The 26,978-nt window shown below is 37.5% G+C and carries 14 protein-coding genes; 4 read left to right on the forward strand and 10 right to left on the reverse strand.

What is annotated here, in order from left to right; genetic code table 11:
- The first annotated feature begins 17 nt into the window (after nucleotides 1-17).
- The 3 genes from addB (at nucleotide 18) to trxA (ending at nucleotide 7,117) form a co-directional block, all read left to right on the forward strand.
- The gene (gene addB, locus ACFIK7_RS03095) at nucleotides 18-3,137 is read left to right on the forward strand and encodes a double-strand break repair protein AddB (protein WP_375662918.1); all 3,120 of its coding nucleotides are present in this window, start codon (nucleotides 18-20) and stop codon (nucleotides 3,135-3,137) included.
- Nucleotides 3,138-3,139: 2 nt separating this feature from the next.
- The gene (addA, locus tag ACFIK7_RS03100) at nucleotides 3,140-6,616 is read left to right on the forward strand and encodes a double-strand break repair helicase AddA (protein WP_375662919.1); all 3,477 of its coding nucleotides are present in this window, start codon (nucleotides 3,140-3,142) and stop codon (nucleotides 6,614-6,616) included.
- 177 nt (nucleotides 6,617-6,793) lie between these two features.
- Nucleotides 6,794-7,117: a thioredoxin gene (trxA, locus tag ACFIK7_RS03105; RefSeq protein WP_273790200.1), complete on the forward strand. Its 324-nt coding sequence runs from the start codon at nucleotides 6,794-6,796 to the stop codon at nucleotides 7,115-7,117.
- A gap of 690 nt (nucleotides 7,118-7,807) precedes the next feature.
- On the opposite strand, the gene tsaE is transcribed toward trxA, so the two are convergent.
- The 6 genes from tsaE to accD all read right to left on the reverse strand — a co-directional run bounded on the left by tsaE (nucleotide 7,808) and on the right by accD (nucleotide 16,227).
- Nucleotides 7,808-8,278, reverse strand: a complete 471-nt coding sequence (gene tsaE / locus ACFIK7_RS03110) for a tRNA (adenosine(37)-N6)-threonylcarbamoyltransferase complex ATPase subunit type 1 TsaE (protein WP_273790201.1) — start codon at nucleotides 8,276-8,278, stop codon at nucleotides 7,808-7,810.
- Nucleotides 8,279-8,329: 51 nt separating this feature from the next.
- Nucleotides 8,330-10,795 carry a PAS-domain containing protein gene (locus ACFIK7_RS03115; RefSeq protein ID WP_375662920.1) on the reverse strand — a complete coding sequence of 822 codons (2,466 nt, stop codon included), beginning with the start codon at nucleotides 10,793-10,795 and terminating at the stop codon, nucleotides 8,330-8,332.
- Between the two features lie 34 nt (nucleotides 10,796-10,829).
- Nucleotides 10,830-12,227: an adenosylhomocysteinase gene (gene ahcY / locus ACFIK7_RS03120; RefSeq protein ID WP_375630596.1), complete on the reverse strand. Its 1,398-nt coding sequence runs from the start codon at nucleotides 12,225-12,227 to the stop codon at nucleotides 10,830-10,832.
- Between the two features lie 713 nt (nucleotides 12,228-12,940).
- Nucleotides 12,941-13,939 carry a complex I NDUFA9 subunit family protein gene (locus tag ACFIK7_RS03125; RefSeq protein ID WP_375662921.1) on the reverse strand — a complete coding sequence of 333 codons (999 nt, stop codon included), beginning with the start codon at nucleotides 13,937-13,939 and terminating at the stop codon, nucleotides 12,941-12,943.
- A 43-nt stretch (nucleotides 13,940-13,982) separates the two neighbouring features.
- Nucleotides 13,983-15,302, reverse strand: coding sequence for a bifunctional folylpolyglutamate synthase/dihydrofolate synthase (locus tag ACFIK7_RS03130; protein WP_375662922.1), 1,320 nt, complete (start codon nucleotides 15,300-15,302; stop codon nucleotides 13,983-13,985).
- A 4-nt stretch (nucleotides 15,303-15,306) separates the two neighbouring features.
- Nucleotides 15,307-16,227 carry an acetyl-CoA carboxylase, carboxyltransferase subunit beta gene (accD, locus tag ACFIK7_RS03135; protein ID WP_375662923.1) on the reverse strand — a complete coding sequence of 307 codons (921 nt, stop codon included), beginning with the start codon at nucleotides 16,225-16,227 and terminating at the stop codon, nucleotides 15,307-15,309.
- A 974-nt stretch (nucleotides 16,228-17,201) separates the two neighbouring features.
- Here accD and ACFIK7_RS03140 point away from each other — a divergent pair.
- Nucleotides 17,202-17,921 carry a sulfate transporter family protein gene (locus ACFIK7_RS03140; protein ID WP_375630592.1) on the forward strand — a complete coding sequence of 240 codons (720 nt, stop codon included), beginning with the start codon at nucleotides 17,202-17,204 and terminating at the stop codon, nucleotides 17,919-17,921.
- A gap of 1,817 nt (nucleotides 17,922-19,738) precedes the next feature.
- On the opposite strand, the gene coaBC is transcribed toward ACFIK7_RS03140, so the two are convergent.
- The 4 genes from coaBC to gyrB all read right to left on the reverse strand — a co-directional run bounded on the left by coaBC (nucleotide 19,739) and on the right by gyrB (nucleotide 26,193).
- Nucleotides 19,739-21,202, reverse strand: coding sequence for a bifunctional phosphopantothenoylcysteine decarboxylase/phosphopantothenate--cysteine ligase CoaBC (gene coaBC, locus ACFIK7_RS03145; RefSeq protein ID WP_375662924.1), 1,464 nt, complete (start codon nucleotides 21,200-21,202; stop codon nucleotides 19,739-19,741).
- A gap of 68 nt (nucleotides 21,203-21,270) precedes the next feature.
- Nucleotides 21,271-22,857 (reverse strand): 2-polyprenylphenol 6-hydroxylase, encoded by a 1,587-nt coding sequence (gene ubiB / locus ACFIK7_RS03150; protein ID WP_375662925.1) that lies wholly within the window; start codon nucleotides 22,855-22,857, stop codon nucleotides 21,271-21,273.
- A 2-nt stretch (nucleotides 22,858-22,859) separates the two neighbouring features.
- Nucleotides 22,860-23,642 carry a bifunctional demethylmenaquinone methyltransferase/2-methoxy-6-polyprenyl-1,4-benzoquinol methylase UbiE gene (ubiE, locus tag ACFIK7_RS03155; RefSeq protein ID WP_273790210.1) on the reverse strand — a complete coding sequence of 261 codons (783 nt, stop codon included), beginning with the start codon at nucleotides 23,640-23,642 and terminating at the stop codon, nucleotides 22,860-22,862.
- 118 nt (nucleotides 23,643-23,760) lie between these two features.
- The gene (gene gyrB, locus ACFIK7_RS03160; RefSeq protein WP_273790211.1) at nucleotides 23,761-26,193 is read right to left on the reverse strand and encodes a DNA topoisomerase (ATP-hydrolyzing) subunit B; all 2,433 of its coding nucleotides are present in this window, start codon (nucleotides 26,191-26,193) and stop codon (nucleotides 23,761-23,763) included.
- Nucleotides 26,194-26,978 lie beyond the last annotated feature (785 nt).

Raw genomic sequence — 26,978 nt, forward strand, 5'->3', positions numbered from 1 at the left:
CCCAAATATGAGATCATATGACCTATAAACCGCATGTCTTTTCTATTTCTCCGGGAACTGCTTTTTTGCCTCACTTTGTTGATGCACTACTTTCTGGTAGCCTTATTGATAATTTCGCTTCAAGTGGAGACATTCAAACAGCCCTTGCCGATAGCCTTATTTATGTTCCGACACGTCGTGCTGCTCGCGCTTTGCGTTTAGCCTTTGTTGAAAGAAGTGATACACAATCAACATTTTTGCCAACCATTCGTGCTCTAGGAGATGTCGATGAAGACAGTTTTCTTTTTGTTGAAAATCATACCAGCGCTCTCGATCCACCTATTGGAGAAAGCGAACGTCTTTTACTTTTAGCGCGCCTTATCCGTCCATGGCGTGAAAATTTGCCTGCGCATCTGCGTGCCATGTTTGGTACAGAAGATGTACTTATTCCGGCTCATAGTGCTGATGCGATTTGGCTTGCGCAAGATTTAGCACATTTGATGGACGAAATTGAAGCAGAAGGAGCAGATTGGTCAGAACTTAAAAATATTGCACCTGATATGGTCGCTGAATGGTGGCAAATAACGCTCGATTTCTTGACTATTGTTACGCAAAATTGGCCAAAAATCTTGAAAGAAAAACAACGAAGTAATCCCGCTGAATGGCGTAATCAAGTACTCACAATGCATGCAGAGACTTTACGATGCATGCTGCCTGATAAACCGATCATTGCAGCTGGTGTGTCAGGTTCTATGCCCGCAGTTTCTCATCTTTTAAAGGTTATATCTTCTCTGCCCAAAGGGGCTGTTGTTCTTCCTGGTCTTGATCTTCATATGGATGAAGAACAATGGAATGCACTAAGCACAAGCAATAAAGAAAAAACAGCTTGTGATTTTTTTGATCCTGCAGAAAATGTTTTTAGCCATCCTCAATATCATTTAAAAAAACTTCTAACTCTCATGGAGTGTCAACGTCATCATGTTTGCGAAATTGGCCAACAGAGTAGCATAAAGAAAAAACGAATGGCTCTTTTATCAGAAGCACTCCGACCAGCTTCTACAACAGACAAATGGGTACAAATTGTCCGTGATGATTATGAGAATTTTTGTGCAGATTGGTCATTTATTGAAGCTATAAATGAACGTGAAGAAGCTCTTGCGATAGCTGTTATCTTACGCAAAGCTATTGAAGAACCCAAAAAAACTGCAGCCCTTATTACAAATGACCGTAATTTAGCACGCCGTGTTGCTGTGGAATTACAGCGATTTGGAATTGAAGCAAATGATTCAGGCGGAATACCACTTGCACAAACATTGCCTGTAACTCTCTTACGACTTATTTTAGAAAATGTGTTACAAGCTGATGATCCCATTGCTTTTCTTTCTCTTCTTAAACATCCCCTTACAACACTCCAACAAAACCGTCATCGTTTACGGGAAATGGCAGAAAATTTTGAACTTTTTGTTCTTCGAGGGAATACAGGGCGCATCAATCTTTGCGAGTGTGATCAATTTCTCGAAAAATGGATTGATACATCCTTTCATAATAGTTCTGAAGTCAACACCCTTGATCAGCAGAAATGTGAAGAAGCACGTCTCCTTTGTCATCTTTTGAAAAAAGCTGTTGAACCTTTAACATCTCTTATGAAACAAGAGAAAGAATGCACCATCAATGAGGCTGCAATAGCAACTGTTGAGGTTTTTGAAAATTTTGGTCGCAATGAGGATAATTCTCTTGCACATCTTTATCAACATGAAGCAGGACAAGCCTTATCAAATTTTTTGCGTGAATTGGTCAGTGATCAATCAGGATTAACATTTCATCTTTGTGAATGGCCCGCTATGTTTTCTGCCATAATAGCAACCCGTTCCGTCGCACCTTCGCCTGGAGGACATCCACGTTTATTCATCTGGGGTACTTTGGAATCGCGTTTGCAAACGGTTGATACAGTGGTCATCGGCGGTCTTAATGAAGGGTCATGGCCGATATCAACCCGAAATGATGCTTTTTTATCGCGACCGATGAAAATGATGTTAACTCTGGAACCACCAGAGCAGCGTATTGGTATTTCTGCGCATGATTTTCAATGGGCGATGGGAATGGAAAAAGTGGTGATGAGTCGCGCATTGCGCGTTAATCATACGCCTTCCATTCCTTCACGCTGGCTACAACGCATGGAAACAGTTGTAGGAAAACAGGTTTGGGAACAAATCCGTGAACGAGGTGAAATACTACGCCATTGGGCAAAGATGCTTGATCATACAAGCATAACTTCTGAGGTGGAACGTCCTTGCCCTGCTCCGCCTCTTGATATACGCCCGCGTCATTTTTCAGTTACTGAAATAGAAACATTGCGATATGATCCCTATGCTATTTATGCTAAAAAAATCTTAAGGCTCAAACCACTTAAAGAACTTATTCATGATCCTAGCGCTTCAGAACGAGGAACACTTTATCACGCTATTCTTGCAGCTTTTTGCACACAAATGAAAAATCCAAATGCTGCAAATGCACTCAATGTACTGCTTGCTATTGGGCGTAAAGAGTTTGATAAATTCAATTTTCCACCCGATATTGAAGTAATTTGGTGGAATAGTTTTGAAAACCTTGCTCCACGCTTTATTCAATGGGAACAAAGTTTAGGACTGCGAGAGCGATATTCGGAAGTGGTATCACAAAAAATTCCTATAGGAACAACAGGAGTAACCCTTTCAGGACGTGCTGATCGTCTTGATGTTTTGCCAGATAAAACGGTTGAAATTCTAGATTTCAAAACCGGAACCCCTCCTTCATCAAAACAAGTTCGTGAATTATTATTTCCGCAATTGGCTTTAGAAACAGCTTTACTCATACAAGGGGGCTTCCCAGATTTTCAAGATTTTACCCCCTCAAATTTATTTTACATTCCTCTTAACAAAAAAGGTGAAATTAAATCCCAATCAATTCTTTTAAAGAAAAAAGACGGAAAAACTCATCTAAGTGCTGTTGATCTTGCTGACAATGCATGGGAAAATCTTATCGCACTCATAACTTATTATCAAAATCCACAACAAGGTTATCTCTCACATGCTGTCCCCATGTCAAAACGATATGAAGGTGACTACGACCATTTGGCTCGGTTGTGGGAATGGTCAAGTGGTTTTCATAAAGAAGAGTAATCATGACGTTTTTTTCTATTCCTGAAGCCGCTCTTGATGCACAAGCAACAGCAACACATCCCCAAAAAAACGTGTGGGTTTCTGCAAATGCTGGATCTGGAAAAACCCACGTTTTAAGCGAACGTGTTATCCGTTTGCTTTTAAACGGTACGCCTCCAGCACGTATTTTATGCCTTACTTATACAAGAGCTGCTGCTGCTGTTATGCAATCACGAATTTTTCGCACGCTTTCCAGTTGGAATGAGCTCGATGATGCACAGCTGCAAGAAACCTTAACACAGTTTGAAAAAAAGCCTGTTAATGCGCAAAAACTAACTTATGCACGACAACTCTTCGCGCGTGCTCTCGAAACGCCTGGTGGCTTAAAAATTCAAACGATTCATGCTTTTTGTGAAGCTCTCTTACATCAATTTATGTTAGAAGCCAATATTGCAGGGCATTTTGAACTTCCCGATGATATCGGTCGAAAAAAATTACGACAAGAATCCCGTCGTCAACTTTTAGCCCGTCGTGATGTACAACCTGCTTTGCAACAGTTACTTCAAGTTATTAGCGAACATACTTTTAACCAATTGCTCTATGAAGCAGTTGAAAAGCAACATAAATTGTCTGATTTTTTATCTTCTCTTTTATCTGAAAATGGAGAAGAAAAATTGCGCGCGCTTTTTAACTTAGCGCCCAATGAAACAAATCAATATCTGCTGGAACAAATTAAACAAACAGCGCGCCTTCCTCTTTATGCTCTTAAGCATTGTGAAATCAATGGTAGTCAAAGCTTTAAGGATATGGTGGAAAAACTTTCCCAATTAGAAAAGGTGCATGATGAGAAAAATATTCTCAATATTATTTCTGATATTTATTTTACAATCAAAGGTGAGCCGCGTAATTTTTCAAATTTATCTCGTAAAAAATCAGACGAAATTTGGCCTTTTATTCAACAAATGCTTGAAGATAAACAAAACAAGCTTTCTGTTTTTTTAGAAAAATATCAATGCGCAAAGGTTGCCACCCTCAATATGGCTGCTTTTCAGCTCTGTGCTATTTATCTCAAAATTTATAAGAATCTAAAAAAGTCCAATGGTTTCTTAGACTTTGACGACCTTATTGAGCGTACACTTCATTTGTTACAGCGCAAAGGTGCAAGCCAATGGGTGCACTATAAACTTGATCAGGGACTTGATCATATTCTACTTGATGAAGCACAAGACACCAACCCTGAGCAATGGCAAATTATTCAACTGTTGGCACAGGAATTTTTTTCAGGGTATAGCCAACGAACAAACATACGCACTCTTTTTGCTGTTGGAGATGAAAAGCAATCTATTTATTCTTTTCAAGGCGCTGCTCCAGAAAATTTTGCTGCAAATGGACGAATTATTCAAAAAAAAGTGCAGCAAACAAATCAGCAATTTGAAAAAATACAACTGCATTATTCTTTTCGCTCTACAGCAGATGTTCTTAAAAGTGTTGATCTTGTTTTTGAAACACCAGAAAACTATAAAGGACTTTCGGCAGAAAATACAAAAACGGTGCATGAAGCTATTCGTATTCATAGTCCCGGTGAAGTTGTTATATGGGATGCCATTTCCAAAGAAACGAGTGACTTTCCTCAAGATTGGCATACAACTGTTAATCATTTAGATACACCTGAAGTGCGTTTAGCAGAAAAAATTGCTGAAACGATTGCCGACTGGTTACAAAAAGGCGAAATGCTTCCAGCAAAAGGACGCTTAATACGTGCAAGTGATATTATGATCTTGGTCCGTAAACGTGATCAATTTGTCTCAGCTCTTTCTCGTGCTCTTAAACACCGTAATATTCCCGTAGCAGGAGCTGATCGTTTACAGCTTACCAAACATATTAGTATCCGTGATTTAATGGCGCTTGCACGTTTTGTTTTACAGCCACAAGATGATCTTTCTCTTGCTTGTGTTTTAAAAAGCCCACTTTTTGCTCTTAGTGAAGAGGAACTCTATCAGCTTGCTGCACACCGCACCGGCTCTCTTTGGCAAAGCTTATTTACGCATACATCATCGCAGGCATCTTTTAAAGATGCTTTTGAAAAGCTAAACCATTATCGCGCTTTAGTGGATAAAATACCGGTTTTCGAGTTTTATAGCCATATTTTGAATAATGATAAGGGAAGACAAAAAATTCTGTCTCGTTTAGGATCTGAAGCAAATGATGTGCTCGATGCTTTTATGGATTATACGCTCACTATTCAAAAAACAGGATTACCAGGATTACAAGCTTTTTTAGAAACATTAAGTGCAAGCGAACCAGAAATTAAACGTGAATTTGAACAAAGTAATGAAGAAATTCGCATTATGACTGTTCATGCTGCAAAAGGACTAGAGGCTGCTGTTGTGTTTTTAGTCGATCCAGGTAGTGCGATTTGGCATCCTCAGCATGCGCCTCACTTGCTTAAAGTTCCTTTAAACAATGCACAATGGAATGGAAAACAAGCCTTTATTTGGCATCCCAATGAAAAGTTTGATACAAAACTCTCTAAACAAGCAATTTCATATTTAAAAGAGCGTGCAGAAGAAGAATATAGGCGTCTTCTTTATGTAGGAATGACACGTGCTGAAGATCGCTTGTTTATTTGTGGATATAAAGGCCCGAAAACGCCATCTCATACATGGTTACAACTCGTAAAAAAAGCCCTCGAACCGCATGCCCTTGCTATAAAAGATTCTTCGGAAGATATTGCAGCTTTGCGTTATTGCATTACACCTGCTTCTTCTGCTTCTATAAACTCAAAAGTCCCTTGTGCTGAATGCCAAACCTTACCACCTTTACCTGCTTTTTTCTCCCATAAAATACCAGAAGAACCAGTGCTACCAAAACCGTTGAGACCCTCTGTTGCTAGTCTTTCCATTGAGGCTGATACCGATATTTCTTCTAATTCAAAATATCATAGCGTCTCGCCTGTTTTGGGAGAAAAAAATACCAACAGGGCTTTTTCCATTGAATATGGTAATCTCGTTCACCGATTGTTACAATACTTACCCGATTGTCCCCCACAAAAACGTCGAGATTATGCTCGAAACTATCTCAATATCAAAGCCTCTCATTGGGATGAAAGCCAAAGAGAAGATGCTCTTCGCCATGTTTGGAAAATATTAGATCATGTTTACCTCAAGCCCCTTTTCTCTGAGCATTCACGTGCTGAGGTCTCCTTAATGGGTATTGTGAAAATTCGTGGAAAAGAACAAGCAATCTCTGGTCAAATTGACCGTCTCTACATCACGCAAAACAGCATTATCTTTGCCGATTTTAAAACAGGAACCCCGCCAGAAAATGAAGCTGCTATTGCTTCCCATTATTGGTTGCAAATGGCTCTTTATCGAAAATTATTGCAAGCTATTCATCCCGATAAAGATATCCAGGCTCTGCTTATCTACAGTAAAGAAGCCAAAATTTTTAAACTTCCTCCAGAAAAACTTGAGGCATTTCTTAGTGAAGTTGCTTTATAAGCTACTCTTTTCCTTGAAAATCATCTTTACACTTTATTTACTTTCATAAAATCGCCCAAACAAACACAATGCACAATCTCTAGTGTAAAAAAGTCCTTTAATAATTTATCTTTGCAATAACTTGATATGAATTGTTATTATACCAATCTATAAAAAGTGAATATAAAGGATAAATCAATGACGTGTATAAAAGTTGATAAGGACAATTTCGAAAGTGAAGTTCTAACCTCTTCCACCCCTGTTGTGGTTGATTTTTGGGCAGAATGGTGTGGCCCTTGCAAAGTGATTGCTCCAATGTTGGATGAAATTTCAATAGAAATGCAAAATCAAGTTAAAATTGCTAAGGTAAATATTGATGAAAATCCGGAACTGGCTACCCAATACGGAGTACGTTCTATCCCTACATTATTAATGTTTAAAAATGGAAATATTTCATCGAATATGGTTGGCGCTACCTCTAAAGGACGTCTTTCTGAATGGATAAAAGATGGGCTTAGTTAATTCCACATATAACCACTATAAAGGAGAGAAGTTTTGTCTCTCCTTTTGACTTTTTTAAAATATTCTTTTTTGCATTATATTATAATGAAAAGACAATAAAAATCAAAATTTTAAATGAATTTAAGAATTCGTGCTTTTATGCATGATTCAATTGACCATTTTTATAAAAAATTACTTTGTATGAAGAATATAGGCAATTCTTTCCTTATATGCGTGTTAAAAATATTGGGTGAATGATAATTTCATAAAGGTATTTTTTCTTAGATAAGACTATTGAGATAGATAGTGCTTTCAACACATAAAAGGAGATTTTAAGCAAAAACTTTGCAAATTACTTTTCTGAAGCTCACAATTTTTAAGCAGAAAGAAACAAGCAATTCACTACAGGTTATAGAATGCTCTTCTAAAGGGTTACCACTTCAATTTAAAATTCTCTTATACTATTCTCTAGAATCAAAATTGTAGGTATCAGATTCTCTAAAATAAATTGATGAATTCCTATAAATTAACGGCTGTCCTTTGCAATTTATGTCATTGTTATATGAAAGAGTCAGCACTTCGTTTCATCTTCCATGGTCGGTGCCTCCATGAAGCCTTCTTTATGTTGTTCATCATCTCAAATTTCATAGGTATATCCTGAGATATTACCAACTAAAAAAATGATGATGCCCATGATTATATCTATGTTTTTTAAAATGTACGAATTGTAAAAGACTGTTGCAAACATTCAATGGAATGTTGTGCTGATTTAACTGTTACATGACGCCCATGTTCTTTATAGTGTAAGGTGAGTGCAAAAGTGGCAAGCTCTAAAAGAGCTGTATTTCTTTCTGGCCATTCAACAAGTAAAATATTTTTCTCACGAGCTTCATGAAGCCCTAATTCATCAATTTCTTCTGCCATAGAAAGGCGATAAAGATCAGCATGAATAATTTCAAACTTTGGAAGTTGATAGCTTTGCACAAGAGTAAAAGTAGGGCTTGGAACATCCATAGTGTTATCGTTTGCAAGTGTTTGGATGATTGTACGTGCAATGGTTGACTTTCCAGTTCCAAGATCCCCTTGCAGCGTTACAAGATCTCCTGGCTTTAAAGAAAGAGCTAAATTTTGTGCAAAAAGCTTTGTTGCCTCTTCATTTTCAAGAAAAAAACTAAAATTCATTAAAAGTTCCATGAAATGGATGAAAATTTTTTGTTATCATAAAAGTTAAAATTAAAAAATCTTATCTCCTTTGGAGAGTGGGAAAAAACATTTAACTGTTGTTCCTTTTCCAGAACCGGTAAGAATTTCAACATGTCCACCGTGTAGTTCAACGAAACTTTTCACAAGGGAAAGGCCAAGACCCGCTCCCGCACGCCCACCATGGTGTGAATGGGAAGAAAAACGTTTAAAAATACGATCAAGGACGTCTTCTGGGATGTCAGAGCCCTGATTGTGAACGCTAAAGACAATGTTATCATCTTGTTCATCGACGCAAAATTCAATAGTACTCGCCTCCGTTGCAAAATTAATAGCATTGCTCAGTACATTCACAAAAATTTGATGCAAGCGTTTTTCATCAGCAGAAATAGAATTTAAGGAAGGGGAAATTTGTTGTAAAAGCGTAATATGACGTTCATTAAGGCGATCTTCTACGCGTGCTACTGCTTGTATCATAGCATCGGCAATGTTAACCGATTTTATGTCCAACTCCATAATGCCTGCATCAAGGGTAGCAAGATCAAGAATATCGTTAACAATATTTAAAAGAGTTCCTGATTCTGAATGAATGTGTTCAAGATATTCTTGTTGACGTTCATTGATAGAGCCGAAAATTTGATCACGTAAAATGTCGGAAAATCCAATAATATTTGTGAGAGGTGTGCGCAATTCATAAGAAACATGTTGGACAAATTCATTACGCAAACGATCAGCACTTTCTAATGCTTCATTTTTTTCTTGAAGAGCACGAGCAACATGGACAGTATCCGTAACATTCACAAAAGTAAGCATCGTTTGTCCATTAGGAAGAGGGACCAGAGTATAGTCAATAATCATATCATTTTTAAGATCTATACGACCTGAAAATGTTTCACGTTTTTCAGCAAAACCGGTAATGAACTTGGTAAACTGATCCCATTCTGTCCCCAAGGTTAAGGCTGAACAATGGCTTTGTAACTGTGTAATATGGGTTCCTTCTACCAGTAAATTATAAGGAAGAGACCACAATTTCGACAAGGCAGGATTCGATAAGCGAAGGCGTCCATCAGTACCAAAAACGACCACGCCTTCAGAAAGTTTATCAAGTGTTTCACCTTGTATTTTAATAAGTGTATTATAACGGCGCTCAAGATCAATTTTTTCTGTAAGGTTTTCGTACAGCCAAGTGACACCTCCTTGTGGATGAGGGTTCGAGACAACACGCACCGTACGCCCATCTGGAAGATTCCAAATTTGTTGGTTTGATTCTGTTTGCCAATAGGCTTTTAAAAGTTCTTCTTTCCATGCGCGCCAATCAGGGTGTTCAGCAATGAGCCCCTTTTCACGTAAACGTTCAAGAAACAATGTATGGCTTGGTTCACTTTCTAAAAAAGAACTCTCCAACGGCCATAAAATTTTGAAAGCATGATTACAGAATTTTAATTTTTGGTTTGTATCAAAAATGGCTACAGCTGTTGAAATTTGGTCAAGTGTTTCACAATGGCTTTGAAGAACATATCTTAATTCATGAGCAAGATTTTCATATGCGCTGTCATCACGTGCAAAAGCTGCCATTCCTTCAGCTGTTGTAATACGTGTGAGATGAAAACGGTGCCGTTCTCCACCAATAACCGTATGAACATGTTCTTGAAAAATTGTTTCTGTTTCATCTGTTTTGCGTTGTGTATTTTCATTGAAAAGATCCCCCACGTCATCACTGTCTTCAGGAAAGTCTGTCATTTCTCTAAAGGCGCGATTGATAAAACAAACTTTTCCTTCACAATCTTTTATCCATACGGGCTCTTGAATAAGATCAAGAAGATTACGCTGCATTCTCAGTTCAGTAAGAAGGCGGGCTATATCTTTCTCTAAACGAGCATTTTCACTCTGTTGTTTTGAGATATCTTGAAAACGAGCAATAGCGACTGTTCCTGCGATGACTCCTGTAACTTGTAGCAGTACATTGTTTGTGGTGGTGATAGAAAGATCAAAAGGGTGACATTTACAACGTAGTTGAGTCAATGCATAATCAAGTTCTCGCAGAGAATTTTCTTCAACCCAGAGCTCAAAACGCTGAAAATCTTTCTGATCGATTCCTATTTTTTGCAATGCAGAAAGAGCACCAACAACACGGGGTAAGGTTGTTGGATTTTCCCAAATAAGAAGGAATTGCTCGGTTTCTTTCAGAAGCCATTCATAATATTTAAGTTTTTCAGAAAAATTTGCCTGAAGTATCTTCAAAGGCTTCTGTGCAGTTTTTTTTGCACGCACGGTAACAGCTATGCACGAGAGAAGTGAAGCACAAGAAATTCCTCCACACAGCGCTAAAAGCAGCCATGGACTATTTGGAAAAGTGAAGAAAAATGGTAAATAACCTTCCAATGACTGAGCAACAGCGCATGTTGGAGAAAAAAAGAAAAAAAGGCAAAATATATACGTATAGATTCGGATCTCTTTTTGAGCTTTTTCTTTGGGGTTATAGTCACCAAAGCTGAGCACGGCATCTTTCCCTTTTTTAACCCAAGGAAACGTATTAGTAACGGTAATGGTTTGGTTTATAAGGTCCTTGTGGTGAGACTCCAATATAGGCGGCTTGTTCTTCTGATAAAACACTTAATTTTATTCCTAACCGATCAAGATGTAGACGTGCAACTTTTTCATCAAGATGTTTAGGCAAAACAGTGACTTCATTTGTATAGTGTTCTGCACGGGTAAAAAGTTCAATTTGCGCTAAAACTTGATTAGTAAACGAGGCTGACATGACAAAAGAAGGATGCCCAGTCGCATTCCCGAGGTTTAACAAACGCCCTTCAGAGAGCAAAATGATGCGTTTTCCATCGGGAAAGGTGATCATATCAACTTGTGGTTTTATATTTGTCCATGGCAAATTTCTAAGGGCAGCGACTTGGATTTCGTTATCAAAATGACCAATATTTCCAAGAATACACATATCCTTTACTTGTCGCATATGGTCTAAACGAACAACATCTTTATTGCCTGTTGTCGTGATGATAATATCAGCACTGGAAGCAGCATCATCCAAATTAACAACTTCATAGCCATCCATAGCGGCTTGAAGAGCGCAAATAGGATCAATTTCTGTTACTTTAACACGAGCCCCAGCACCAGAAAGAGATGCTGCTGAACCTTTACCTACATCACCATAACCACAGACAATGGCAATTTTACCGGCGATCATCACGTCTGTTCCACGTCGAATACCATCGACCAATGATTCTTTACATCCATATTTATTATCAAACTTTGATTTAGTGACGCTATCATTAACATTAATAGCAGGAAAAGGTAGAAGTCCTTCTTTTTGTAACTGATAAAGACGGTTTACACCTGTTGTGGTTTCTTCGCTTACACCTTTAATTGCTGCACGCTGTCGTGTAAAAAAACCTGGCGTTGCATCCATACGCTTTTGTATTTGTTTGAAAAAAATTTCTTCTTCTTCTGTTTTGGGATGCGATAAAATATCTTTATTTTGTTCTGCACGACTTCCCATTAAAATATAGTTTGTGGCGTCAGCTCCATCATCTAAAATAAGATTGGAAGGATTACCATCTGGCCATTGGAAGATTGCATCTATATAAGTCCAATATTCTTCCAATGTTTCACCCTTAACGGCAAATACAGGAATGCCAGTTGCGGCGATAGCTGCTGCTGCATGGTCTTGCGTAGAAAAAATATTGCTAGAGCTCCACCGTATATCGGCGCCAATCGCTTTTAATGTTTCAATTAAAACAGCTGTTTGAATTGTCATGTGCAATGAGCCAGAAATACGCGCTCCGCGCAAAGGTTGGCTGGAAGAAAACTCCTTACGACAAGCCATCAAACCAGGCATTTCAGTTTCAGCAATATTAAGTTCTTTACGACCATAAGCGGCAAGTGCAATATCTTTGACAACAAAATCTTGAGCTGCCATTCTTCATTCCTTTAAAATAAGTTTTTCCAAGACGGTAGGAGAAATTAAAAAAAAATGCAAGACAAGAAGAGGACTTCTCTATGTGAAAAAGCTCTTTTAAAATCTCCATAAATTTGTGCAACAAATATGCATTTACGGATCTGAGTAGTGATGTTACTAACAGAATAAGAGATCTTCATGATAAGTCTTATTATATAAACAAAACTCTATCCTTTTCACGTAACTTTAAAGCTTTTAAAAATCTCTAGAGGGAATACCTTTTAAATAATAAAAATGGTGCATTGCTTCACAGTTTTTATATCGATTTTTTATGGGATAATATCGAAAGTAGTATACCCATATTCTACTCACTTATGCGGTTGTTGAAAAAGGAAGTATTACTTTAATCTCATTATTAAGCTTTTTAGCAAAATAATATAATGCAAAGCCATAGGCTATCATGTTTATGAATAGGCAATTCAGAATCGGTTCTTTAGGATTCCAATATTGCATCTGCTCTTGGATAAAGACAGTTTATAAGAAGTGCTTTTCTTCTGTTTTCAAAGATTTTTATCAAAAGACTATAGATATACGATTAAACATTTTTTGTGATACTGAATAGAGTATTTAAAATGTAAAAACATCACTCTATTGAACACTCTGATTTTAAAACTGCTAACAACGAGCGATGAATTATAAATCAAATAATTAACTCAGTTTTAGAAGAATTTATTCTAAACGAATAGGTTTTGGGAAAATTGACCATGTGGACGAAATCGCCAAAGATAACTTGGCAAGAATGCTGCCATTGCTCTGGGGGTAATTCCCACACCTTCTAGAGTATATCCATTCTCTATAGCTTCTTTAGAAACAATGTTATCCATTTGCAAAAAACGTATCTGATTGGCTGTTACGAGTGTTGGTACAAAAGGCAATTTACCGACTGTTCCCAAAATTCCTCCAATCAATAGACCAGCAGAAAGGGGCATGGATAGGATTGTTTTTTTACGGTGAATAATTTTGAGTATATTTTCAAGAGTATTTTGGAAGGTGATAATCTGGGGACCACCAAGATCATAATTTTTTCCCCAAGAAACTTGTCCATCTAAAGCGCGCGCGATAAACTCAGCAACATCACCAACATACACGGGTTGCAATTTGCTTTGCCCACCTCCAAAAAGAGGCATAATTGGTAAAAAACGTGACAAATCTGCCAAGGTGTTAAAGAAACAGTCCTCTGGTCCAAAGATAACGGATGGACGGATAATAATTGCGTGAGGATGCTTGTTATGAATGATTTGTTCACCCATAAACTTAACACGTGCATAAAGACATGAAGCATTCTCGTTAGCCACAAGTGTTGACATATAGATTAGCGGAATACCAGTTTCTGCTGTTAATTCAGCAACATTGTAAACACCATCAATTTGTGTTTTTTTAAAATTCGATTGATTTGCTTGTTTTAAGCTACCAGGCAAAAACACTGCTGCATCAGCTCCAAGCAATGCGCGTGCAACAGAAGCACGATGCTTGATATCTGTTTTAAGCATTTGGGTTTGTCCTACTTCTCCTATTTGAAGCATGTAATAAGCTTTTTGTGGACAACGAACAGCGATACGAACGCGATACCCCCGCTTAGTCAAAGTTTCAACGACATGTCGTCCTACAAAACCAGATCCGCCAAAAACAGTAATAAGTTTAGGATGTTGATAAAGTGCACAATCAAGTTGCATGATGAAAAAGTCTATCTTTCAAAGTTTTAAAAATGGCTAATTTTTAGCACGGAGGTGTTTTATTGTCACGCAAAATATCGCCCGCAAGATAAAGGGAACCACCAATAAGGACAATTGCCTCTTTATATTCCACCTTAATCTTATGCAAAGCATCTTGTAGATGAGCTTGTGGAGTAGCAAGGATTCCTGCTTTTTGCGCTGATTCAGCTAAGTTTATTGGAGAGATACTTGCATTATTGTTAATCAGCGGTATCGTATATACTTTATCGACAAGGTTTGCTAAGGAACGAAAATAACCGACAGCATCTTTGGTATTGAGCATGCCAGCAATCATAATAATAGGACGATCTGTTTTTTTTCTCCATTGTGCAAGTTCTGCTCCAATAACTTTTCCAGCAGCAGGATTATGACCACCATCTAACCATAAATCGATATTAGGAGACAGTTGATCAACCAAATGTCCCTGGGTAAGATGTTGCATTCGTGCGGGCCAATAAATATTTTTCAAAGCATCATTTATGGCTTGTTCTGAAAGTTGAAAACCTGCTTGAAAGACTGCTTCAAGAGACGCGCCAGCATTAGCAACTTGGTGGTCTCCAATAAGGTTAGGAAGGGGAAGATCCATGAGACCTTGATTGTTTTGAAAAACCATACGTCCATGTTCTTTATAACTTTGATAATCTTGATCAAATAGAGAATAAGATGCTTTATTTTTATTAGCAAGGGGTATTAGAGTAGCAAGAGTTTCTTCATAATTTTGCTTTCCAATGACTACAGGAACGTTTGGTTTGATAATCCCTCCTTTTTGAAAAGCGATTTGAGCAATTGTCTTTCCAAGAAAGATCTCATGATCATAATCAATGGGCATAATAAGTGATACAGCTGGTTTGTTAACGACATTGGTAGCATCAAAATGTCCTCCCAATCCAACTTCTAAAATGACAACATCAGCTGGATGTATACTAAACAGCATAAAGGCAGCGGCTGTAAAAATTTCAAAAATAGTAATCGGCTCTTGACGATTTACTTTTATAATTTCATGGATTGTCTCAGCTAATTGGTTTTCTGTAACAAGTTGACCACCTCCTTTTTGACCTAACCGGCAGCGTTCATTCCAGTTGACGAGATGAGGTGAGCTATAGACATGAACGCGGTAGCCTGCACTTTCCAAAAGAGCACGGCAAATTGCTGAGGCAGATCCTTTGCCATTTGTTCCAGCGATGTGAATAACAGGTGCAAGTTTTAAATGTGGATTACCAAGACGCTTTAAAAGGTGAACAATACGCTCTAAAGAAAGATCAAATTTTTTCGGATAATTTTTTAGTAAATCATCCACCACCCTTTGTATTTGGCTTTGTTGCATAAATTTAAGCTGCTTTTGTTGTAGAAAGCGATGTTTGAGAGTCTGTTGGGGATGGATCGGAAGGGTTAAAAACAGCAGGGCGTTTCATCATCAAGCGTAAAAGACGTGCAATGGTTGTTTTCATGTCTAAACGCGATACAACCATATCAATCATACCATGTTCAAGCAGATACTCACTACTTTGAAAACCTTCTGGTAGGGTTTCGCGTATAGTTTGTTGAATTACACGTGGACCAGCAAAACCAATCATAGCGCCAGGTTCGGCAATGTGAATATCACCAAGCATGGCGTAAGAAGCAGTAACACCACCGGTGGTTGGATTGGTCAGCACAACAATATAGGGAAGTTTTGCTTCTTTCAACATTTCAATCGCTACTGTTGTACGAGGCATTTGCATCAACGAGAGTGTTCCTTCTTGCATGCGTGCACCACCAGAAGCAGCAAAAAGAACCAGCGGGCGCCTTTCAGCAATAGCAGTATCAAAAGCTTTGATAATAGCTTCTCCTGAAGCCATACCGAGTGATCCACCCATAAAGGCAAAATCTTGAACGATTGCAATAATTGGTAAGCCTTCAATCGTACCACGTGCACTTAAAATATTGTCATCAACACCAAGTTTAGAACGATAATCTTTTAACCGGTCAATATAGCGTTTTTCGTCACGAAATTTTAAAGGATCTGTTACAACTTTTGGATTTTCAAGAGTTGTATAAACACCATCATCAAAAAAATGCATGAGACGATTTTTAGCACTGATACGCATATGATGGCCAGAATTGGGAGCTACAAATTGATTAGCTTCCAGATCTTTATGGAAGATCATTTCACCACTGGTAGGATCTTTAATCCATAGATTTTCTGGAATTTCACGGCGCCCCAATATAGAGTTAATTTTAGGACGAACATAATTTGTAATCCAGTTCATCTTTATAACCTTCCTTTAAATATTGTGCATCTTTTGCATGATTTGAAAGAATATAGAACTTAAGCAGTCACATTTGCTTTACCGGTTGAACAAAGGAGTCTATTTAATACTTTTATCAGTGTACGTATAGCTTGTTTTTTAATTTTTAATTTTTCCCATATCATAACAATCATATGCATCATGAAGAGTATTTCCTATAATAAATTTCTCATAAGTTTTAAGAACTTACATTTTTTTATTTTTTACTTTGGTATTAAAATTCACTCCTTGTGTGGTTAACAAACGCCTTATTTTTTAATAAAAATGAATATCCAATTAATCATTCGTATCAACAGTTTTGAAGAAAAGAAACCTTATAGTATAAGGCGCTAACAAGGCTAAAATAATCCATTAAAGATAATGAATACGACAACGCTATATTAGCGAAACGCTAACATCAGAGCAAGGTTTTTTTCAAAAGGTTTCTTTAAAGCGCATGCTTTTTACAATTAAAATTGAATACGCTCAAAATACTCCTATTCCATTGAACTCAATATTGTTTTGAATAAAAACAAGAGGAAAAAGCATGCCGCCAAATAGTAGAAAAGTACAGAGTATTAGGAATTGTGCAAAACAATTAAGCACGTAGCTAAACGAAGTTAAACAACTCTACTGAATAAATAAAAGTAAACAACTTTCCTCCCAACTAGTTCTTATTCCTTAATTTTTTAGATATATCATACAAATGCAATAATCTACACTCTGTACAAAAATATTAAAAATTTCTTCTACAACAGCTGCTTTTTAAATTCTTCTTGGTTTTTAAAATTCAAAATTTCTATTCATTAAAACTTTATTTTAAACAAAGAAGCCCTAGCCGTTTTTTATAATGTTCTTGAAAAAAATCTTGTAGTTCAAAGAAAGAAAAAATTATACAGTACATTCTTTAAATATATTTCTTGTTTTTTTTGCGTCTTTCCTTAGTTTATTAATCTATGATTTTTACTGCTGCTTATCGTGCTTTACAACGTCTTTTGACCTCGCAATATCGTATTATGATACTGAAAGCATTGGGGGTTACTTTTTTCACTCTCACCATTTTATGGTTATGTGTGCACCAACTTTTTGTGTCTTACTTTTGGCCCTGGATTGCTCAATTTCTTCCTGGACTCCCTAGTTGGGCAGGATGGATTGGTTTTAGCATGCTTATCATTTTTAATCTTGGTTTAGCTCTTTTGTTGGCTTTTTTGATTGCACCAATCGCAGCTATGATTGGTGGTTTTTTCATTGACTCTGCTGCTGAAATTATTGAAAAAGAGGATTACCCAAACGAGCCTATTGGACAAGCTTTGCCGTTTCGGCGTTCTCTTATCATTTCCTTTAAATTTGTTATTTTAAGCCTTCTTGGTAATGGAATTGCTTTTATTTTATTCTTCATACCAGGTATTAATTTAATTGCTTTTTATCTTATTAATGGTTATTTGCTCGGTCATGAATATTTCTTGTTTGCTGCTTATCGTTTTCGAACAGAGCAAGATGCACGTGCTTTTTTACATACTCATTACACAACGGTTTTTGGTGCAGGATTATTGATAGCGCTTTTTGTTTCAATTCCAATTCTTAATTTAGCAACACCGCTTTTTGCAGCCGCCTTTATGACATATTTACACAAAATGCTTTCCCAAAAGACCATGGCACGCATTACACAAAAATAGTGTTCCTTGACTTTAAGGTTAATAAAACTTGCTAGCCAAAGAAAGCATAATATAAAATTTTATGCTTTATCTTTTATTAAAGCAATATATTGATTTATAATGATAATTTATTGTTTCACAACATGAATGAAAAACCTAAATATCATGAGGATTTCTCATTTTAGCCCTATTCATATTAGATCAATTGAAATCGTTTGTTAATATGTCATAAACGGAGGTGGTGTGCAGATAAAAATACTTTCAAAAAGGCGTGAAATATCTTTTATGAATCCTCTTAATGCAAACATTATCGTCGCATTGAAAACTGAAAAAGAGTATGATGGTGCCGCTTTGTACCTTATATTTCAGTAAAAATGGATAGCATAAAGTATTTTATACCATTCATGGAGAGTGTATACTCTTCATATAGAGTGTTTTGGCAATTATTGAAAGATATCTGTGTAAAACAAGCACGTAGTTATATAGGAGTAACGTAGTAGCGCCGTAGATATTCTAATTTTGGGCAACAGAATGATTAATATGATAAAAGTGGAAAAAATAAGCTTAGGCGATTGACCGTCCGATCCCATGGAAGAGCTCTTTCTTAAGAAGAAGCAAAGAATGAGAGACACCACTGATGATTAAAAATGATGAGATTTTAAAAGCTATAAGTGCAATGAAATAAGAATTCATTGAAGCACTTTTCGTACAAGTGGTGCACTGTATCAAATAATTTTTAGATAATAACACCATTAATTTATGAAGAGAATTGATCATTTTCAACTTGAATAAGAATCCAAAATATAGAAATATTCTTTAATTTCAAAGTCTCTATTCAACATCAAAAAATTATTTACTTGCACATTATAGACGAGACCAATGTATGGATACAAGGCTTTCGATAGAGGAATAAAAATGCTTTTCATGAATCATTACAATGTGAGGATATCATGGATAAAATTCTAGTCTTTGTGGTCTTGGTGTGCTGGAGAGAGGACACACACACACATTTAATCTTAAAGACCGATCACTGAGGAAAATAATAAAGGCGTCAGTTTAGACAGTGGTGCAGTGAATTTTGTCTATACTCTTTATAAGCGTTAATGTGAGATATGCTTTAAATTGCATTGAGATATTATAATATATTGATTTATATATTATTTTTCATAGTAAATAAGAGTTCCAAATAAAGCTATCATATTTTCTCATTAGCTGCTCTCATCATGAAACAATCAAAATCATTTATTTGCATATCATAAATATGACCAATATGGGGATAAAAACATTGAAGAAAGAAAATGCTTTTTATAAATTTTATCCAGTGCAAGAGCTTTGTCAAAATTGATGGTAGCCAAAGTGAATGATAGCTTGTTTTTTTATAAGCTGGGGAGACAGTGGTGCAAGAGATCCTACTTTTATGAAGGCTAAGGTGATACGGGATTTTAAAAAAAATATTTCCCAACGCTCGTCACACCCATTTCGCAATCGCGCCCATGAATGGTATAAGGGTAAAGCTTTCGTGAATAATATAAAACTTATAGGGCATCACTATCTTTACGCTTAATAAAAAGAGCACGCTGGCACCATCATCCTCAGTGTTACCCGAGACGGTCCATTATAAGCGTTTTTAGTTCTTTCTTAAACGTTTTGTATTCATACAGCTATCCTTGTTTGCAATGTGTAAGAAAATGATTTTTATTGCTTTAACATGAGAGAGATTGGAAATGAGAGAATCTTACGATATTTGGGTTCTAATTTAATATGAACAATGCGAGATTATCATTATAAATCAAAAATATTGTATAACAATCGAGATGGATAGACACCTATTGTCAGTTCTATTTTATAGGTTTTTTTAATATCAACGCGTTTGAAGAGTTATTATTTGCAAAGGGGTATTTTTCCTCATGAGGAGTAGGTGTTTTGGGGGCAAAAAATGATACAATCACGTTTGCTAATTTTTGCGCTACGTGTTGTTTACTCATATGGGGCCATTGTTCAACTTTTTTTCTACTTACGAGATAAACTTGATTTGTATCAGCACCCATGACACCTGTACCATCTAGTTGAAGAGAAATATCATTAGCAAGAATGAAATCAGCTCCTTTTTCAACACATTTTTTTTGCGCATTGGCAATGATATCACATGTTTCTGCAGCAAAACCAATGACCAGTGAGGGGCGGTTTGGAGCGTGTCCAATCGTTGCTAAAATGTCAGGATTTTCGACCATATGAAGGGATGGTGGTATTTTATGAGCATTCTTTTTAATTTTGTGTAAAGACTGCGTTTGACTGCGCCAGTCACAAACAGCGGCAACAAAGATGGCGCCATCAGCAGGCAATGCGGTTTGAACGGCTTGTAACATCTGTTGTGCTGTTTCAACATGAATGGTTTTTACTTCTTGTGGGTCTGCAAGATTAACAGGTCCACAAATAAGTGTTACTTTTGCACCCAAATGCGCAAGAGCGGTTGCGATGGCATGACCTTGTTTACCTGAAGACCGATTAGCAAGATAACGTACTGGATCAATTGGTTCATGGGTAGGGCCAGAGGTAACGATGAAATGGCGGTCAGAGAGAGGTTTTTCATGCCCATTCAAAAGAGCCTCTATGGTAGCAACAATAGTTAAAGGTTCGCTCATACGCCCATATCCTATCTCGTCACGTTCAGCCATATTTCCGATTTCTGGTCCGATGATATGAACGCCATCTGCGCGCAGTTGTGCAACATTGCGAATAGTGGCAGGATGCGCCCACATGGACGGATTCATGGCGGGTGCAATTAAGAGTGGACAGCGTGCCGCTAAAAGAATGCAATCAGTCAGATCATCTCCTATGCCATTGGCTATTTTTGCAATGCGATTGGCTGTAGCAGGGGCTAAAATAATAAGGTCAGCGTTACGTGCTAATCGGATATGTCCAATATCATGTTCTTCTTCGCGTGAAAATAAATCAGTATATACAGTACCACCGCTTAAAGCTTCAGCGGCTAAAGGCGTAATAAATTTTTGCGCTGCTTTTGTCATTACAACTTTTAAGTGTGCTCCACGTTCTTGTAAACGGCGAATCAAATCAAGTGCTTTATAGGATGCAATACTTCCACCAATAATAAGAAGAAGAGATTTTGATTTCAATGATTTCACTTCAACAGCACTAGCATGAAGGGGTTGTGTGGTGAGAGGAGTGGGATTGCTTAAAAGGCGTCGGACTTCTTCTTCCATAGAAATACCATTTTGCGCGGCGCGTATGCGCAAAGCTTCTTTGATTTCAGGAGACAGGTTACGAATGGTAATACTGGCCATAAAATACCTCCAAGAAATAAAATGATTGCAATGATTTCATTGTTGATATTTTTAGCATATTAAGGAGATTAGAAAAGATGAAAAAAGTAAAAAGTAAGAAAAGTGCAACAAAGTGCAATGATGAAAAGGCTATAACGACCATAACGGTTTCGATGACTTTGTTCCACAGCAAGTTGTTTGAGGGTAGTAGGAGAAAGATTAAAACCTGTTTTTCTCATTTGATTAAAATCTTCTTCTATCCGTTGGAAATTTTGAACCAATTGTGGTGTTTTGCGTGCCAGCGAAAGGAGAGCTTGTGCTCCTTCACTAAAGTCTTTGGCAACGCCTACGGGTCCTAAATTTTTACTAATCCATTCTTTGACAACGGGTTCAGAAGCTTTCCACATATTAAAAGTGGGGTCTAATGTGCGGGCAACGCCTTCCACAACAACCATCGTTTTTTGCAACAATAAAAGTTCAGGTCGCGTTTGCATGTCAAATAATTCAGTGACTTCAAACAATAAAGTGAGCAATTTAGCCATGGAAATGCTTTGTGCTGATTGTCCGTGAATTGGTTCACCAATAGCGCGGTTGGCTTGCGCAAAGCTTTCAATATTATGGTGTGAAGGAACATAACCTGCCTCAAAATGGGCGCGTGCAACCCGATGGTAATCGCGGGTAATAAAGCCATAAAGGATTTCAGCAAGGAAATGCTTTTCTTTTTTACCAAGCCTTCCTGTAATGCCTAGGTCAACAGCAACAATACATCCTTTTTCATCTACAAATAAATTACCAGGATGCATATCGGCGTGAAAAAAACCATCACGCAATGTATGGCGAAGAAAAGATTGAATAAGCGTAATAGCGAGCGCCTTCAAATCAAAACCTGCTTCTTTAAGTTTGGAAGTTTCGGATATTCTTATACCATCAATCCATTCCATTGTAAGGACATTACGTCCTGTCCGTTCCCAGTCAATACGTGGAACCCGAAAGCCTGTATCATGTTGAATATTTTCAGCCATTTCAGATATAGCTGCTGCTTCTAGGCGTAAATCCATTTCAAGCCGTGTTGTTTGTGCTAAAGTATCCACTACACAAACAGGACGAAGCCTTCGAGAGGCAGGGATATAGCGCTCTTGTAAATGAGCAATGAGATAGAATCCTCTAAGATCTTTAGAAAAACGTGCTCTGATATTGGGACGAATAACTTTTACAGCACATTTTGTCGTATGGCCAGTTTCATCACTGTATTCAGCTGGATGAACTTGAGCAATAGAAGCGGCGGCAATGGGGGGATAAAAATTTACGAATAAATCATCAATAGAGCGACCAAGAGAACTTTCAATTTGAGCAATAGCGGCGGTACAAGAAAATGTTTGGACGCGATCTTGTAGTTGTGACAAATCTTTCGCAATATCATGGCCGACAATATCAGGCCTTGTTGCAAGAAATTGACCAAGTTTTATGTAAGAGGGTCCAAGCTTATTAATGGCATACGAAATATTTTCAGATCGCTGTTTCTTTTTTGTTTTGCGTCTTGCTAATGCGCTCGCTATACGATGACATAGCGCTGGAAATCCTTGAAGATCATCATGAGGAAGAGCACTTAAAACACCTTCACGTGTTAAAACCCATCCTGCACGCATCAATTGAAAGTAAGGGGAAATTTGCACCATTTTTAAATTTTCCAACCTGAATGCAGCGCTGCAATCGCACCGGTGAGATTGCGGTACGATACCCGCGAAAACCCCGCATGCTTGATCATATGGGCAAAATCATCTTGCTTAGGAAATTTGCGGATAGATTCAACCAAATAACGATAAGCATCGCCATCATTTGCGATAAATTGACCCAGCGTAGGGATAGCATGGAAAGACCAAAGATCATAAATTTTATCGAGCCAAGGCATCTCGACATTTGAAAATTCTAAACATAAGAAACGTCCACCGGGCTTTAAAACACGAAAAGCTTCTCTAAGAGCTTGATCAATATGAGGAACATTGCGAATTCCAAAAGCAATCGTGTAAGCGTCAAAGCTTTGATCTTCAAAAGGTAGATTTTCTGCATTGGCTTCAACAAAATCAATCAGAGGGGCAAGACCATTTTTTTGTGCGCGTTTTTTGCCAACGCTGAGCATTGAGCCATTAATATCAAGTACTGTAGCATGGGCTTTTTGGCGTGAAGCATTAAGAATACGAAAAGCAATATCACCTGTACCGCCAGCGACATCAAGAACTTTCCAATGAGAAAGTGCTGGTGGGGAAAGCCAAGCAACCATGGAATTTTTCCACACACGGTGTAGCCCTAAGGATAAGATATCATTCATCTTGTCATAATTTTCAGCGACAGAATGAAACACACCATCCACCATGGATTGTTTTTGCGTTTCATCTACTCTTGTAAAACCAAAAGAGTGCTCCATGCCACCCTTGGTTCCTACACGTTCTGTTTCAATTGCCATGTATATGATCTTCCTTATTTTTCTTTTATCGTAAATGAAATAGAGAGGGAATGTTCAACTACGAAAAAACAACGTATAAAACTACGACATTTACACAGCCAAAAACAGAAGAGTACCTTTAGATATCAAGATTGGCAACGTTTAAGGCATTGTCTTGAATAAAAATACGTCTAGGTTCAACTTCATCACCCATGAGACGAGAAAAAAGTGAATCTGCATCGGTTGCATCATTAATTTTTACTTGTAAAAGAGAACGTGCATTGGGATCAAGCGTTGTTTCCCAAAGTTGTTCAGCATTCATTTCCCCAAGACCTTTATAACGTTGAAGAGTAACACCTTTTTTACCGTTTGTAAAAATGCTTTCTAAGAGGCTCATAGGACCAAAAATACGCTCTGTTTTATCTTTGCGACGTAAAAGAACAGGAGGATGATATATGTCGATAAAATTTTGGGAAATGCGATCAATTTGACGTGCATCAGTTGAATTTATAAGTCCCACATCAAGCGTAACAACATCTTTAACACCACGCAAAATACGCTCAAAACATAAACTTCCATCTGCTGTATATTGTCCACTCCAACCTTGTTCCATATCATCAGCAATCAGATTAAGGCGGTGTGCTATAGTATCTGCTATTTTTTGCGCTTTTTCTTGTGATGCAAAGACTTCAAGATTAAAAGCGCCAACAATTGCTGCTTGTTCAACAATATTACGATCATAACGGGTATGAAGACCATTTAAAAGTTGACGTAATATACGAGCATCTTTAGCGAGTTGATACAAATCAGCCCCTGCACGAACTTCTCCCGTTGAAAGCTCAAGCGTTGTTTCTTCTAATCCAGTATCGATCAAGAATTCTTCAAACGCTGCTTCATTTTTAATATATTGGGAAGATTTTCCACGCGATACTTTATAAAGAGGAGGCTGAGCAATATAAAGATGACCACGTTCAATCAATTCAGGCATTTGTCTAAAAAAGAAAGTAAGCAGCAAAGTTCGAATATGGGCTCCATCAACGTCCGCATCCGTCATGATAATAATCTTATGATAACGTAATTTATCTGGTGAAAATTCATCTTTACCGATAGACGTTCCAAGAGCTGTAATAAGTGTTCCAATCATATCAGATGAGAGCATGCGGTCGAAACGTGCTCGTTCAACATTGAGGATTTTACCACGAAGGGGTAAAATTGCTTGATTTTGACGTGAGCGCCCACTTTTTGCTGAACCGCCAGCCGAATCCCCCTCGACAATAAAGATTTCTGATTTTGCAGGATCACGTTCTTGGCAATCGGCAAGCTTTCCTGGCAGAGAAGTGATATCAAGTGCCCCTTTTCGTCTTGTGAGTTCACGTGCTTTGCGCGCTGCTTCACGTGCTGTTGCAGCTTCTACCACTTTACTAATGAGAAGTTTTGCTTCATGAGGATGTTCTTCCAGCCATACTGAAAGACCTTCATTGACCAAATTTTCAACAATAGGGCGCACTTCAGAAGAGACTAACTTATCCTTTGTTTGTGAAGAAAACTTTGGATCAGGAACTTTGACAGAAAGAATAGCTGTTAATCCTTCACGGCAGTCATCACCGGTTAAGTTCACTTTTTCTTTTTTAGCAATACCTGAAGATTCAGCATAGCCATTAATTTGGCGCGTAAGGGCACTTCTAAAACCTATCAAATGAGTTCCACCGTCACGCTGAGGAATATTATTGGTAAAACACAAGACCTTCTCATGATAGGAATCATTCCACCATAGGGCAACATCAACGCTCATACCATCCTTTTCACTTGCAATATAAATAGGATTATCAAGCAGGGCTTTTTTTGATTGGTCAATATATTTGACAAACTCCGTTAATCCACCTTCATAATGCAATTCAACTGATTTAATATCAGCATGACGCTCGTCAACAAGAAGAATATAAACCCCAGAATTTAGAAAGGCTAATTCCCGTAAGCGGCGCTCCAAAGTTTCAAAATCAAACTCAACCATAGTAAAAGTTTCAGAACTTGGTAAAAATCTGATTTCTGTTCCACTTTCTCTATCGCAATCGCCAATAACTTTTAATGGAGCATCAGCTACCCCGTGGGTAAATGATATTTCATGAATTTTACCATTGCGTTTGATTTGCAATTTAAGCCAAACGGATAATGCATTCACAACAGAGACACCAACACCGTGTAATCCGCCTGAAACTTTATAAGAGTTTTGATCAAACTTTCCGCCGGCATGAAGCTGTGTCATAATAACTTCAGCTGCAGAAATACCTTCTGTTGGATGGATATCTGTCGGAATTCCACGTCCATTATCACGAACAGAACAAGAACCATCAGCATGGAGCGTGACGTTTACAAGAGTAGCATGACCGGCTAGAGTTTCATCAATAGCATTGTCTACAACTTCATAGACCATATGGTGTAAACCCGATCCATCATCAGTATCACCGATATACATACCAGGACGTTTGCGTACAGCATCAAGACCTTTGAGAACTTTGATAGAAGCGGCATCATAGTTATTGCTTTGTACTGGTGAGGTTATTTCATCACTCATAAGTTAGTCCATTCCTGTGTTCAATTTACAATATTTCATCCGCTTTTTTCAAAGCTCAATGTTCTGATCAGTTATTTATGGAATAACCACATTAAATATTTACCGTATATCAGATCTAGATTCAATATCTGTCGATATATAATGGAGAGAATGATGAAATGATAGTGTACTGTTATGCTGTAAAACACGAGGGCGGTGATATAAGGCGAATAAACACTTTTGACTTATACAAAAAGTTGTTTCATAAAACGATGCTATTTACTTTGTTTATTTTTGCATATGCGTAATGTTTTAAAATTAGTTATGCATTTTTGTGTTACTCTAACAGAGGTCTTACTTGTTTTATCCATAAATCAATTTTCAATCCTAATTCTACCATATATTTAAAACAAAGGTTACGAGCTCTCTAAGCAGTTCAAACTTTTGTATGTTAGATTGAGGCGAAAATATTGTGTATATTGGTTGGTGTCATCTTTAAAATGTGAAAAAAGCCTCATTTGAGGAAAATATAAACGCGTAAATATAAAAACACGTTTCCACGATCATCTTTTATATTCAACTTTACAATTTTAAAAAACGTCTACGGTGATGTTTTTGAATAATGAGGGTGATGACGCATTATCTTACGCTTTATGTTTTTCTCATTCCTGTAATGGAGGTTACGTCCCTCATTTAAAACAAAGCACCATTGCGCTGATATTCTCGCGCTTTTTTAAGGAACATCTCTCAATGTTTCCAAACTCATTTTACAACGATGTTTGAATAATATAGCGCAAAATACCCTG

Source organism: Bartonella sp. CL266QHHD (assembly GCF_042195355.1).
In the GTDB taxonomy this organism is placed as follows: Bacteria; Pseudomonadota; Alphaproteobacteria; order Rhizobiales; family Rhizobiaceae; genus Bartonella.